This is a genomic window from Sphingomonas sp., from assembly GCF_036387535.1.
Classification (GTDB): Bacteria; Pseudomonadota; Alphaproteobacteria; order Sphingomonadales; family Sphingomonadaceae; genus Sphingomonas_R.
Window position 1 is genome coordinate 50,308 of sequence record NZ_DASVTO010000002.1, and the last position, 13,327, is coordinate 63,634.

The 13,327-nt window shown below is 66.7% G+C and carries 9 protein-coding genes; 4 read left to right on the forward strand and 5 right to left on the reverse strand.

What is annotated here, in order from left to right; all coding sequences use genetic code 11:
* Positions 1–452 precede the first annotated feature (452 nt).
* Entirely contained in the window at positions 453–1,730 is a 1,278-nt protein-coding gene (locus VF649_RS00270) for an SLC13 family permease (protein WP_414713617.1), read from the forward strand.
* Positions 1,731–1,796: 66 nt separating this feature from the next.
* On the opposite strand, the gene VF649_RS00275 is transcribed toward VF649_RS00270, so the two are convergent.
* Entirely contained in the window at positions 1,797–3,191 is a 1,395-nt protein-coding gene (locus VF649_RS00275; RefSeq protein WP_331009943.1) for a TolC family protein, read from the reverse strand.
* Between the two features lie 143 nt (positions 3,192–3,334).
* On the opposite strand from VF649_RS00275, the gene VF649_RS00280 reads away from it, so the two are divergent.
* The 3 genes from VF649_RS00280 to VF649_RS00290 all read left to right on the forward strand — a co-directional run bounded on the left by VF649_RS00280 (position 3,335) and on the right by VF649_RS00290 (position 8,184).
* Positions 3,335–3,907, forward strand: coding sequence for a TetR/AcrR family transcriptional regulator (locus tag VF649_RS00280; RefSeq protein ID WP_331009944.1), 573 nt, complete (start codon positions 3,335–3,337; stop codon positions 3,905–3,907).
* Positions 3,908–3,985: 78 nt separating this feature from the next.
* Entirely contained in the window at positions 3,986–5,086 is a 1,101-nt protein-coding gene (locus VF649_RS00285) for an efflux RND transporter periplasmic adaptor subunit (RefSeq protein ID WP_331009945.1), read from the forward strand.
* The gene (locus tag VF649_RS00290) at positions 5,083–8,184 is read left to right on the forward strand and encodes an efflux RND transporter permease subunit (RefSeq protein WP_331009946.1); all 3,102 of its coding nucleotides are present in this window, start codon (positions 5,083–5,085) and stop codon (positions 8,182–8,184) included. The genes VF649_RS00285 and VF649_RS00290 overlap by 4 nt, the downstream gene beginning before the upstream one ends.
* An 82-nt stretch (positions 8,185–8,266) precedes the next feature.
* Here VF649_RS00290 and VF649_RS00295 read toward each other — a convergent pair whose 3' ends face one another.
* From VF649_RS00295 to VF649_RS00310, 4 genes are all read right to left on the reverse strand, one after another.
* Positions 8,267–9,043, reverse strand: a complete 777-nt coding sequence (locus VF649_RS00295) for an SDR family oxidoreductase (protein WP_331009947.1) — start codon at positions 9,041–9,043, stop codon at positions 8,267–8,269.
* Positions 9,044–9,137: 94 nt separating this feature from the next.
* Positions 9,138–10,157: a phosphotransferase family protein gene (locus VF649_RS00300; RefSeq protein WP_331009948.1), complete on the reverse strand. Its 1,020-nt coding sequence runs from the start codon at positions 10,155–10,157 to the stop codon at positions 9,138–9,140.
* A 117-nt stretch (positions 10,158–10,274) separates the two neighbouring features.
* On the reverse strand, positions 10,275–11,519 hold the full coding sequence (locus VF649_RS00305) for an acyl-CoA dehydrogenase family protein (RefSeq protein ID WP_331009949.1): 1,245 nt from the start codon (positions 11,517–11,519) through the stop codon (positions 10,275–10,277).
* 117 nt (positions 11,520–11,636) lie between these two features.
* A complete protein-coding gene (locus VF649_RS00310) occupies positions 11,637–13,283 on the reverse strand; it encodes a M28 family metallopeptidase (RefSeq protein WP_331009950.1) in 1,647 nt (548 codons plus the stop codon).
* Between the last annotated feature and the right edge of the window lie 44 nt (positions 13,284–13,327).

Below are 13,327 nucleotides of genomic sequence, written 5' to 3' on the forward strand. Positions count from 1 at the left end.
GTGTGGATCGGGCCGACCGCGGCGATCACGCAGGTGGTGGACAGCAGCAGCGCGGCGGTGGCGGCGAAGGTGCGGGCGAGGATGGTCATGTGAAGGCTCCCTGAGATGTGCCGGCCGTGATGGCTGGCGATGTCAGGAGTTTTGCAACAGGCGTGCCAAGTGCGGAATGTGGCGGCTTCCGGGATATTTCCTGTTCAAAGACCTTTCCAGTTCCGGAAAATCACTCGGAAAGTGGCGAATAGATCGAAAGGTTGGTAAATCGTGCGATGTGTCGCAGGCGTAGCCGGCGAGCGCGGTCCCATTTTTCGGCGGACGGCCGGCGCCGTGGGTCACTGCGCCCGCCCTATTCGGTCAAAGCCGCCTTATCTCGGTCGCCACTCGCTCAATAGGGTGTCGTTGGTGTCCTCGAACGCGACGCGATCGCGCTGCATGGCGATGATGCAGACCGGGCGCTGGTCTGGCCCACCGGCATGGCACGCGATCGCTTGCCTGCTGCTGAACGCCGCGATCCGGCCTTCCAGAAGCATGCGATAACCGTTTGGCGAGGGGGCGTCATTCGCCCGGTCGAGGTCCAGGGGGCGTTCGCGAGTCCCGCGATCATCGCGCTAGCCTGCCTCTTCATCATCGCCTACGCGATCGAAATGTCGGGTCTTCTGGGGCTTCTGATCCGGCAGGCGACGAAGCTGTGCGCCCGGCTGGGAAGTGTGGGCTTGTGGCTGATCCTGGGTTTGTGCGGAGCCGCGTCGGCGTTCCTGAACAACACGCCCATCGTCGTGCTTGCGGCGCCGGTCGTGAAGGATGTCGCGAATGCGCTGAACCTGTCGCCCAAGCGGTTCCTGATTCCGCTGAGCTACGTCACCATCATGGGTGGCGCCTGCACGCTGATCGGCACGTCCACCAACCTGCTGGTCAACGACATGGCCAGCAATGCCGGGCAGCCGGTGTTCGGGGTGTTCGAAATCACGCCCGTCGGCCTCATCGTCGCTGCCGCGGGTGGTCTTTATCTATTCCTGATCGGCGGGCGGTTGCTGGCGCAAGCCGATGACGGCCCCACCCGTCCGAGGCGGAAGCTTCACGAGCAGACCGGCGACGAGACGTTGGGCGATCCCGAAATGTTCGGCATCGAGAACCCGTTCGACCTGAAAAGAGCTATGATCTCCCTCGCGGTCTTCCTTGCGGTCATCCTGGCCGCGGCGGCGGGAGTCACCTCCATCGCCGCGGGAGCGTTCGCGGGCGCCGTGCTGCTGATCCTGCTGAAGATCATCAGTCCGGAAGAAGCCTATGCCGGGCTGCGCCCCGAGGTGCTGCTGCTGATAGCGGGCATGATGGTGGTCGGTCTGGCGATCGAGGTGACGGGCCTTGCCGCTGCCGGGACGGGGCTGCCGATCGACGTCATCCGTCCGTTCGGGCCGCTGGCCGCACTGGCGATCCTCTACGGGGTCACGCTGTTCGCTACCGAGTTCCTGTCGAATGCGGCGCTGGCGGTGCTTTCGACCCCCGTCGCGGTCGCCCTGGCCGAAAGTCTCGGCGTCGCGCCCCGGCCGTTTCTGATCGCCGTGATGATAGCGGCGAGCGCCGCTTTCGCAACGCCGTTCGGATACCAGACCAACGTGCTCGTTTTTCAGGCTGGCCACTACCGGTATATGGACTTTGTGAGAGTCGGCGTGCCGCTGAACATCGTGAGCTGGGCAGTGGGGGTGGCCGTGATCCCGATCTTTTTCCCGTTCTGATCGCGGAGGCTGGCGGGCTGCGTCCCGATCACCGGGTCGCGTCGACGGGCGTTGAGTCGATGAGCGTCAAGACGCCGCTGCCGAAATCGACCCCGCGGTGGCCCTGAGCAGATCAACGAGCGCGCGACGCGCGGACGTCTGTGCCAGGATCGCATTCTCGCGGGCCTGAAGGGCTCCACGCTCGGTATCCAGGAGAACCGTCAGATCGAGCGCACCAGCGTCATAGGTCCGACGCGCGGTCGTCTCCGCCCGCGTGAAGGACATCGCCGCCGCCGCTTGATACTCCGCCTCCTGCCGGCGCCGCACGAGGGCGACCGCAGCGGTTTCCACCTCCGCCTGCGCCTGGAGAGCTGTCAGACGGTATCTTGCCAGGGCCTCCCGGTGCGTGGCGCGGGCGCCGGCAATCGCGGCGTCGATCCGGCCGAAATCAAACAGGTTCAATCCGATCCCGCCAATGCCCTGCGCGGCCGTGGCGGCGGATGTGAAAAGCGATGCCGGCGCGGTGGCGATCGTCGCGATGAGGCCGGTGAGCGTGAGCCTGGGCCAGCGGGCGGACCTGGCGACCGAGATATCCGCATCGGCGGCGCGGGCGCGAAGCTCAGCCGCTCTCACGTCGGGGCGGCGCGCGATCGAAACCTGGAGCATGTCGGGGACGAGCGATGCAGGATTGGCGATCACCGATGGCGGATCGGCGGTCCCCGCCTCCGCCGCCAAGGCCCGGTCTGCGACGAGTACGCCCAGCCGGGCCTCCTCGCCGGCTGCCAGGGCCTGAAGCACCGGCACGGCCGCGCCAGCGCTCTCGGCCTCTCCGTCCAGCCGGTCGAGATCAAGACGGGCGACCGTGCCGGCGGCGACGCGCAGGCGAAGCGCCGTCCGTTGCCGCGCAAGGCTGGCGCTGCGTGCTTGCGCGATCCCGATCCGCGCCTGAAGTTCGCGAAGATTGAAGTAGGCCAGTGCGGCGTCCGCGGCGACCGCAACGCGCGCCGCCTCCAGTTCCGCGCGCATCGCCTCTTCCCGGTCACGCGCCGCCCGGATCCTTGGCCCGGCGCCGAACAGGTCGACCTCCCACTGCGCCGTGATGCGGGCGTCGTAGCGCTGTACGTCGCGTTCGAACCCCGGAAAACGCGAAAAGGGCCGGATGGCGGGGTCTTCCAGCGACTGCCGGACCGCCCCTGCGCCGGCCGATGCGCCGAACGAAGGCAGCAACGCGGCCCGCGTGGAACGGGCGACCGAACGCGCCTGATCGCGCCTTGCGGCCGCGATTTCGACGGTCAGCCCGTCCGTACGCGCGCGCTCGACGATGCTGGCGAGAATCGGATCACCCAGAACATGCCACCAGGCCGGACCCGCCGGATCTTCGGCCTGTTCGATGCCCGTCTTCGCCGCCGGGGGCTGCGCACACGCGGGCGAACCGGGAACGGCAAGGCCGACGACAAGCGAAACAAGCAAAAGGCTGCGCATGTGTGACGAATGTCCTAAAATGTCACTTCGTGTCAAGCCTTGCACTAAGCCAGCCCTTACCGCACATAGGGAGGATGGCGAAAATCGTGCGCACAGACGAGGTTGGCGGCGTCCGAGGTGTCCGCGGTGCGCCGGAGCACGAGGTGCGGGACCGTATTCTTGCCGCGGCGGAAGCGCGATTCCGTCATTATGGGTTTGGCAAGACGACGGTCGGCGACGTCGCGTCCGATCTTGGTATCTCGACTGCCTATATCTACAAATTCTACTCGTCCAAGCTCGCGATCTGCGAGGCGATCGTGGCCGAACTGGTCGCCCGCGTCGGCGGCGCGCTGGACGAGGTGTGCGACGCCGATATCCCCGCGTCCGAGCGCCTGCGCCGCCTGTTTCGCGTCCTGTTGGAACGGTCGATGGCGTTGTACTTCGAGGATCGCAAACTTCACGACATGATCCGCACCAGCCTGGATCAACAATGGCCGGCGATCGATCGGCACAAGGAAGGCATGCGCCAGGCCGCGCAACGGATCATCGAAGCGGGCCGTGCATCGGGCGAGTTCGAAACCCGTACACCGCTTGGCGATGTCGTCGACGCGATCTGGATTGCGCTCGTCCCGTTCGCGCACCCGACCGTGCTGGAGCATCTTCATGCCGCGCATGATCTGGACAGGCACGCGCGGCATATCGCCGATCTGGCGCTGCGCGGTCTGGCGCGAAACTGAGCCAAGCCTGGTGACGGATTGACGTAATCGTCACACATCACTAACCAGTGTCGGGGATTTGGGACACCGGGGAACCACATGCGCCGCGTCGTTACTCTGCTGATGGCCGGCGGGTTGAGTCTGCTGCTTGCAAGTTGCGGCGAGAAGGACGCCTCGCGCCCCGACCTGCTGGTTGCGACGATCGTCGTCCAGGAGGGCACGGAAAATGGCAGATCGCTGACCGGCGAGGTTCGTGCCCGGTATGACGCGATGCTGTCGTTCCGCGTCGGCGGCCAGATCGTCGCGCGGCCGGTTCGGCTCGGCCAGACGGTGCGCCGCGGACAGGTGCTCGCCCGGATCGATGCTTCCGACCTCAGCCTCGCTGCCGAGCAGGCGACGGCTCAGGCCGCCGCTGCCGCGCGGCAGGTTGTTGCCGCAAAAGCGGCCGCGACCCGCGCTGCGGCGGATGAGGCCAGGTTGCGGCCTCTGGTCGGGGCTGGCGGCATCGCACCCCAGCAATATGATGCCGTACGTGCGGCGTCCGACACGGCCGCCGCCGAACTCGCCGCCGCCCGGTTGCGGCTTGCCGCTGCTGGCGCCGGCGCGCGTGTCGCCGGCAATCAGCGCCGCTATGCCAGCCTGATCGCCGATGCCGACGGGGTCGTCATGGAGCTGGTCGCCGCACCGGGGCAGGTCGTTTCGCCCGGTCAGCCGATCGTGCGGCTGGCCCGCAGCGGCGAGCGCGACGCGGTCATCGCGGTGCCGGAGGCGTTGAGAGCGTCGCTGCCGCAGACTGCTACGGCGCAGGTCTACGACGGTGGTGCCTTCCCCGCCACGCTGCGGGAATTGTCCGCAGCGGCCGATCCCCGGACCCGGACATTCGAGGCCCGTTATGCGCTGGGTCATGACGGCGCGACTGCGCCGATCGGTTCGACCGTGACGCTACGGTTCGCGGGCCGGGAACGGGCAAGCCGACCGGTCGCGCTGCCGATCGGCGCCCTTGTCGACCGGGGCGCGGGGACCGGCGTCTGGCTGATCCAGCCGAACAGGACCGTGGCGTTTCACCGCATCGGCATCGCGTCCATGGACGCCGAAAAAGCGCTGGTGACCGGTTTGCCGGCAGGTCACCGGGTCGTGGCGCTCGGGGCGCATCTCCTCTCCGCTGGCCAGCGCGTGCGCCTGGGCGGGTTGCCGAAGTGAGAGGTCCTAACCTGTCCGCTGCCGCCGTACGGCAACCGTCGATCACGCTCTTCCTGCTGATCGCGGTCGCCGTCGCCGGGTTGATCGCATTCTTCAAGCTCGGCCGTGCCGAAGACCCGACCTATGCGGTCAAGACCATGGTGATCGCGGCGGCATGGCCCGGCGCCACCGCACAGGAGATGCAGGATCAGGTCGCCGACCGGTTGGAGAAGCGGCTGCAGGAGATCCGCTATTTCGATCGCGTGGAGACCATTTCACGGCCTGGCACGACGGTGATGCAGGTGACGCTGGGCGACGGCACGCCGCCCGCCGCGATCGCGGATCAATGGTATCAGGTCCGCAAGAAGCTGGGCGACGATACGCCTAACCTGCCGAACGGCGTGCAGGGTCCCTTCTTCAACGACGAGTTTTCCGAGGTCTATTTCGGGCTCTACGCCCTGCAGGCACGGGGTCTTCCCGAACGACGCCTGGTCCAGATTGCAGAGACGATGCGGGCGCGCCTGCTATCGGTGCCAGGTATCGCCAAGGTGAACATCATCGGCGAGCGCGCGCAGCGGATCTTCGTCGGGTTCGATCAGGCGCGCCTGCAGGCATCGGGGATCAGCGTGGACGATGTCACCGCCGCAGTCGCGCGTGCAAATGCCGTCGCGTCGGCCGGAGTCATCGAGACATCGGGCCCGTCGCTTCGCGTCCGTCTGGACGGGGCGTTCACCGATGTCGATGCGATCCGCCGGCTGCCGGTCGCCGCCGGCGGGCGCGTGCTGACCGTCGGCGATGTCGCGACGGTGACGCGTGGGTACGAGGACCCGGCGTCCTTCTACCTGCGCCATCAGGGAGAACCTGCCCTCATGCTGGGCGTCGTCATGAAGCCACGCTGGAACGGTCTTGACCTCGGCAAGGCGCTTGAGCGCGAGGTACAGGCGATCCGCGGCGGACTGCCGGTCGGGCTGGAATTGTCGCATGTTTCCGACCAGGGTGCCGTCATCGAACACGCCTATGGCGAGTTCATGATCAAATTTGCGGTCGCCCTGGCGGTGGTCATGGCCGTGAGCTTCATTGCGCTGGGGTTCCGGGTCGGCATCGTCGTCGCAGCGTCGGTGCCCCTGACGCTCGCAGCCGTGTTCGTGATCATGCTGGCGACCGGGCGCGACTTCGACAGGATTACCCTGGGTGCGTTGATCCTGTCGCTTGGGCTGCTGGTGGACGATGCCATCATCGCGATCGAGATGATGGTCGTGAAGATGGAGGAGGGGCTGGACCGCATGGCGGCGGCGACGTTCGCCTGGGGCGCGACCGCCGGCCCGATGCTGTCGGGTACGCTGGTCACCATTGTCGGCTTCGTGCCGATCGGCTTCGCGGCGTCCTCGTCCGGCGAATATGCCGGCAACATCTTCTGGGTGGTCGGGTTCGCCCTGATCATGTCCTGGCTCGTGGCAGTCTACTTCACGCCTTATCTTGGCATGAAGCTGCTGCCCGATATCGAACCGGTCGCCGGCGGCCATGACGCGATCTACGACACCCCACGATATCGCCGCTTGCGCCACTGGATCGGGCGCGCCGTCGTTCGCCGCAAGACGGTGGTGATCGCGACCGCGGCCGCCTTCTTGCTGGCCGCCGCCGGCATGGGGCTTGTCCAGCAGCAGTTCTTCCCGACGTCCGACCGGCCGGAACTGCTGATCGATGTGCAGTTACCGCATGGTTCCAGCATCACCGCCACCCGGCGCGCGGTTCAGCGCGTGGAAGGGTATCTCCAGCGGCAAAGCGAAGCGGACACCGTCGACAGCTATGTCGGCGGGGGCGCGCCGCGATTCTTCCTCGCGCTCAATCCGGAGCAACCCGACCCGTCGTTCGCGAAGGTCGTCGTCCAGACGCCCGACGCCAAGGCGCGTGACGCGCTGGCGGTAAAGGTTCGGCGCGCCGCCGATGACGGCCGCTTCCCTGAAGCACGGGTACGGACATCAGGCCTGCTCTACGGCCCGCCGATCCGATATCCGGTCGTGTTCCGCGTCCACGGTCCCGATCTCGCCCGGCTTCGGCCTATCGCAGAGCAGGTCCGCGCTGCGATGGCGGCAAGCCCCGCCGTGCGCGATCCCCATCTCCAATATGGCGAACGAACCCCCGAGTTGCGGGTTCACTTCGACCAGGCCCGGCTGGCGTCGATCGGATTGTCGCCCGAAACGGCGGCGCGTCAGGTTGGAGCGGCGCTTTCCGGGCAGCCGGTGGCGCAGGTCCGTGACGGCAACCGTACGGTCGGCGTGCGCGTCAGGGGCGCAGACGCGGACCGGACCGACCCCTCTAGGCTGGAGTCCATCACGCTCGTCACCGCGATGGGCGACCGCGTGCCGCTGTCCAATGTCGGCGCCATCGCGGTCGAGCCGGGCGAGCCGATGCTGATCCGGTGGAACCGCGAACCCTTCATTGCGGTGCGCGCCGATACCGCCGACGGGGTCCAGCCACCCGACGCGACAAACGCGATCCTGCCCCGGCTGGACGCGATCCGGGGCACGCTCCCGGCCGGCTATACGATCCGTACCGGTGGATCGGTGGAGGAGGCGGCCAAGGCGAACGCCGCGATCGGCGCCGTCGCGCCGATCATGCTGGGCCTGACCCTGTTCTTCCTGATGCTGCAGGTCGGGTCTTTCAAGCTTCTTGGCCTGACGTTCGCGACCGCACCATTGGGGCTGATCGGCGCGGTGCTGGCGCTGCTGCTGTTCCGCCAACCCTTCGGGTTTACCGCGATCCTGGGGCTGATCGGCCTGTCGGGCATTCTCATGCGCAACACGCTGATTCTGGTCGACCAGATCAAGGCGGACAAGGCGGCCGGACGGTCGGATTATGACGCGATCATCGAGGCGACCGTCAGGCGCGCGCGCCCGGTGATCCTGACCGCATTGGCCGCCGTGCTCGCGTTCATCCCGCTGACCTTCTCGACCTTCTGGGGTCCGCTCGCCTTCGTGCTGATCGGAGGCGTGGCGGTCGGCACCGTTCTGACGCTCATGTTCGTGCCTGCGCTCTACGCGCTCTGGCTGAAGGTCGCGGTGCCCGACACGGAACCGGATCAGCGGCATCGGCCATCGCCGCATCCCTTGTCCGCCTGACCTGCGCCAAATCCCGTGAACGGAGATCCGGTGTGGTTCAGCGCGTCTGAAGCTCCACCGGTATGTTGCCGGTCTCCCCAGGCTACAGGCCGACGCCGATGGTGGAGCCGCCGTCGACGACGATGGCCTGGCCGGTCATGAAGGTTGAGGCAGGGCTGGCGAGGAAGACTGCGGCGCCGGCGATTTCATGCGGTTCACCGATCCGGCGCAGCGGGGTGTGGCGGGTCACCGCCTTCAGCGTATCGGGATTTTCCCAGAGCGCGCGGGCGAAATCGGTGCGGACGAGGCCGGGGGCGATGCAGTTGACGCGGACGCCGGCGGGACCGAATTCGGCGGCGAGATTGCGCGCGAGCTGGAAATCGGCGGCCTTGGAGACATTATAGGCGCCGATGGTCCTGGAGGATGTGAGGCCACCGATCGACGAGACGATGATGATCGAGCCCTCCTTGCGTTCGACCATTGCCGGAGCGACCATCCCGATCAGCCAGTGATTGGCGAGCACGTTGTTTTCGAAGATCTTGCGGAACTGGTCGTCCTCGATCCCCGCCATCGGACCATAATAGGGGTTGGATGCGGCGTTGCAGACGAGCACGTCGATGCGGCCGAACTGCCGTTCGGTTTCGGTGACGAGGTTCTGCAGCGCGTCCTTCGACGACAGCGACGCTGCGATGGCGATCGCCGTGCCATCGCCGTGCGCGGCGTTGAGTTCGGCGGCAACCGCGTCGCAGGCATCCTGCTTGCGGCTGGAGATGACGATCCTGGCGCCATGTTCGGCCATGGCAGTGGCGATCGCCCTGCCGATGCCACGCGAGGATCCGGTGATGATGGCGACTTTGCCGGTAAGGTCGAAGAGGGTCATGAAACTTCCTTCTCTATCCCTCTGCCCGGAGGGTATGGTCTTGGGACGGAGCCGGCCTTGCCCCCGCTCCCGCAAGGGAGCGGGACGGCAGAGGTCAGGCACCGGCCTTTTGGGCGAATGCCCAGGCTGCATCGGCGAGGGGGACGACGCGTGCCGCCGTTTCGGCGGCCTTGGCACTGGAGGCGGTACCGTCGGCCACGCGTTTCTTGATGCCTTGCACAATGCCGGTCAGGCGAAAGAGATTATAGGCGAAGTACCAGTTGAGATCGGGCACGCCGTCGCGGCCGGTGGCGGCGCAGTAGCGCGCGACCGCTTCGTCCAGCGTCGGGATGCCCAGTGCCGGCAGGTCGAGACCGAGCAGGCCGGAGCGGCCCTCGGGTTCCGTCACCCAGTTCATCAGCAGATAGGAGAAATCGGCGAGCGGATCGCCAAGCGTCGAGAGTTCCCAGTCGAGCAACGCGACGACCTGCGGCCCATCGTTGGCGAAGATCAGATTGTCGATGCGGTAGTCGCCGTGGACGATCGCGGTCCGGTCCTGCGGCGGCAGGGTGCGCGGCAACCAGTCGATCAGCCGTTCGACGCTGTCGATCCGTTCGGTTTCGGACGCGCGATATTGCTTGGTCCAGCGCCCGACCTGGCGTTCGAAATAATTGCCCGGGCGGCCATAGTCGCCGAGCCCGACCGCATCGGGATCGACCGCGTGGAGCGCGGCGAGCGTATCGATCAGCGCGTGATAGGTGGCGCGTCGCGCCGCGGGATCGAGGCCGGGCAGCGCGCCGTCCCACAAGGTGCGACCGTCGACCAGTTCCATGACGTAGAACATCGACCCGATCACACCATCGTCGGTGCAGAGGCCATAGGGCTTCGCGACAGGGACCGCAGTCGGGTGCAGCGCGGCGATCAGGCGATGTTCGCGGTCGACGGCATGCGCGGAGGGCAGGAGCGGGCCGAACGGCTTGCGCCGCAGGACATAGCCGCCCGATGCCGCATCGATCCGGTAGGTGGGGTTGGACTGGCCCCCAGGGAATTTGGTGAGGGTGAAAGGCCCCCGGAAACCGGGGACGTGCGCCTCCAGCCATGGGGTGAGGCGGGTGGAATCGATGTCTTGGGTCATGGGTGTGTTCCCATGGTGGAGAGAACGGGCCTGGTGCTGGCCTCACCCTCCCATTCGCAAGGGCGCATGGGCCCCTCCCTCTCCCGGCGGGAGAGGGGAAGGAAGGGGGAAGCGGTCTCAGCGTGCACGATATTTGCCGAATTCGCTGCGTGCGATGGAGCGGTTGTGAACCTCGTCAGGACCATCGGCGAGGCGGAGCGTGCGGATGCCGGCATAGGATTTGGCCAGCCCATAGCCGCTGGTGACGCCGGCGCCGCCATGCGCCTGGATCGCATCGTCGATGATGCGCAGCGCCATCCGGGGTGCGGCGACCTTGATCATCGCGATCTCGTTCTGCGCGATCTTATTGCCGACCTTGTCCATCATGTCCGCGGCCTTCAGGCAGAGCAGGCGGCACATCTCGATATCGATCCGTGCCTCCGCCACGCGCTGTTCCCAGACCGACTGTTCGGCCAGCGTCTTGCCGAAGGCCGTGCGCGACAGCAGGCGCTGCGTCATCTTGGCGAGCGCCTCCTCCGCTGCGCCGATGGTGCGCATGCAGTGGTGGATACGGCCGGGCCCAAGCCGGCCCTGCGCGATTTCGAAACCGCGACCCTCGCCCAGCAGCATCGCATCCTCCGCATTGACGCGGACATCGGTGAGCTGGATTTCCATATGTCCGTGCGGCGCGTCGTCATAGCCGAAGACGGGGAGGTGGCGCAGGATCTGCACGCCGGGCGCGTCGAGCGGCATCAGCACCATCGATTGCTGTTGATGCCGGGCGGCGCCGAAATCGGACTTGCCCATCACGATCGCGATCCTGCAGCGCGGATCGCCCGCACCCGACGACCACCATTTGCGGCCGTTCAGCACATAATCGTCGCCATCGCGATCGATGCGGGTTTCGATGTTGGTGGCGTCGGACGAGGCGACCGCCGGTTCGGTCATCAGGAAGGCGGAGCGGATGTCGCCCGCCATCAGCGGCAGCAGCCAGCGTTCCTTTTGCGCGCGCGTACCGTAGCGGTGGAACACCTCCATATTGCCGGTGTCGGGCGCGGAGCAATTGAATACCTCCGATGCCCATTCGAGATGCCCCATCTCCTCCGCGCACAGCGCATATTCGAGATTGGTGAGGCCGGGGCCGTCGAAGGCGATGCTATCGTCGACCGGCGTGCGGCCGGACGAGGGCGGCATGAACAGGTTCCAGAGCCCCTGCGCCCGCGCCTTCGCCTTCAGATCCTCGATCACGGGAAGGATCTTCCAGCGTTCCCCCTCCGCCTGCTGCGCATGATAATCCGGATCGCGCGGGCGGATTTCCGTGTCGATGAAGGCACGGACGCGGTCGCGCCAATGCGTCTCCCGATCGTTCAGGGTGAAATCCATCCGGCAATCCTCTCTGGTTCTTTACGTGAACGTAAGCGGGAGGCGGGGGTAGGCGCAAGTGTTTCGGAAACACCGCCCTGCGCCGGTGGCAGGGCGGTGTTTCCGGGGGGCGGTCGGTCAGCGGCGTTGCGCGGCGGTCTTGTCGCGTTCGGCGCGGAACTCGCTGTCGGTGCTCCAGTTCGGCCAGGCGGTGCCGCTGGCGAGATCATGGCCGACCGCATAGAGCAGATCGAGATCGGCGGTCATGCCGGCCAGGTTCCAATCCGGGCTCCATTCGTCGGCGGGCTGGTGATAGCGATCCTGAACATAGGCGCGGCTCAGCGCCTCGCCACGGGCGGCGCCGCCTTCGACCAGGTCGCTGCCGCCGTCGAACGAAATCGCCGGCACGCCGCGCTTGGCCATCGGGAAATGATCGGAGCGGTAGAAGCTGCCGGCCTCCGGATGCGGTTCGGGCGAGAAGCGGCGGTTGCGCTTCGTGCCTTCCGCGGTGAGCATGTCCAGCAGTCCGAGTTTCGCGCTGCCCGAGATACCGAAATCATGGGCCGGACCGGTGACCGCCATCGAATCCATGTTGAGGACGCCGACGGTCTGGCCGAGCGGATAGACCGGGTTGGCCGCATAATATTCAGAGCCGAGCAGGCCCTTCTCCTCCGCCGTCACCGCGAGGAACACCACGGATCGGGCCGTGCGCGGCGCCTTTGCATAGGCGCGGCCGAGTTCGAGCAGGGCGGCGACGCCGGTCGCATTGTCGACCGCGCCATTATAGATGCGGTCACCCTTCGCATCCGGCTGCCCGATCCCGAGATGATCCCAATGCGCGGAGTAGATCACCGTGTCGTCGGGATGGGTGGTGCCGGGCAGGCGGCCAAGGACATTCTTCGACGTGATGACCTTCGCATCGACGGCATAGCGGGCGGTGAACGTCGCCTTGAGCGGGACCGGGCGGAAGCCGCGGGTCTGTGCCTTCGCCTTTTCGGCATCGAAATCCAGGCCGGATGCCTTGAACAGCTGCACCGCGAGATCGCGCTGGATCCAGCCTTCCATCGCGGTGTGGCTGCTGGTCGGATTGGTGCGGACGATGTCGAACATCGTGTTGGTGTTGCTGTTCTTGACCGTCGCCCAGCCATAGCTGGCCGGTGCGGTTTCGTGGACGATCAGGATGCCGGCGGCACCGCGGCGGGCGGCTTCCTCATATTTGTAGGTCCAGCGGCCATAATAGGTCATCGCCTTGCCGCCGAAATCGCCCTGTCCGGTTTCGAAATCGGGATCGTTGATGAGGACGACCGCGATCTTGCCCTTGAGATCCTGACCGTTGAAATCATCCCAGTTGCGTTCGGACGCGGCGACGCCGTAGCCGACGAACACAAGCGGGGCGTTCTGGATGGCGACCTGCTTCTGCCCCGTCAACGCGGCGCGGACCGCGATCTGGGTCCCTTGCGTCAGCGGGGTCGCGGTGCCGGCGATGGTCATGCCGAGGGTCGGCGTGCCGGTGATTTCGGAGCGCAACAGCGGTACGTCCTGGGTCCAGCCGCGCTTTCCGGACGCATCCGGGGTGCCGCCGGGCTGGAGACCGGCGGCCTGCATCTGCCGAACGATATAGGCGACCGTCCGGGTTTCGGCGGGCGTGGCGGGGCCGCGGCCTTCGAACGCGTCGCTGGACAGGGTGCGGACATCGGCGGTGATGCGGGCGGGATCGAACGCGGGCTGCGCAACAGCAGTGGTGGAGGCGAGGAGCAAGGCCAAGGTCGAAGCGAGACGGTACATGCAGGATCCTTCTGATCGGTGCCGGAAGGTGCAACGGCTTGGGT

Bases quoted from the DNA above. Each gene is read 5' to 3' on its own strand.
- VF649_RS00275 (WP_331009943.1), bottom strand. From the start codon at position 3,191: ATGCGCAGCCTTTTGCTTGTTTCGCTTGTCGTCGGCCTTGCCGTTCCC.
- VF649_RS00285 (WP_331009945.1), top strand. From the start codon at position 3,986: ATGCGCCGCGTCGTTACTCTGCTGATGGCCGGCGGGTTGAGTCTGCTG.
- VF649_RS00295 (WP_331009947.1), bottom strand. From the start codon at position 9,043: ATGACCCTCTTCGACCTTACCGGCAAAGTCGCCATCATCACCGGATCC.
- VF649_RS00300 (WP_331009948.1), bottom strand. From the start codon at position 10,157: ATGACCCAAGACATCGATTCCACCCGCCTCACCCCATGGCTGGAGGCG.
- VF649_RS00305 (WP_331009949.1), bottom strand. From the start codon at position 11,519: ATGGATTTCACCCTGAACGATCGGGAGACGCATTGGCGCGACCGCGTC.
- VF649_RS00310 (WP_331009950.1), bottom strand. From the start codon at position 13,283: ATGTACCGTCTCGCTTCGACCTTGGCCTTGCTCCTCGCCTCCACCACT.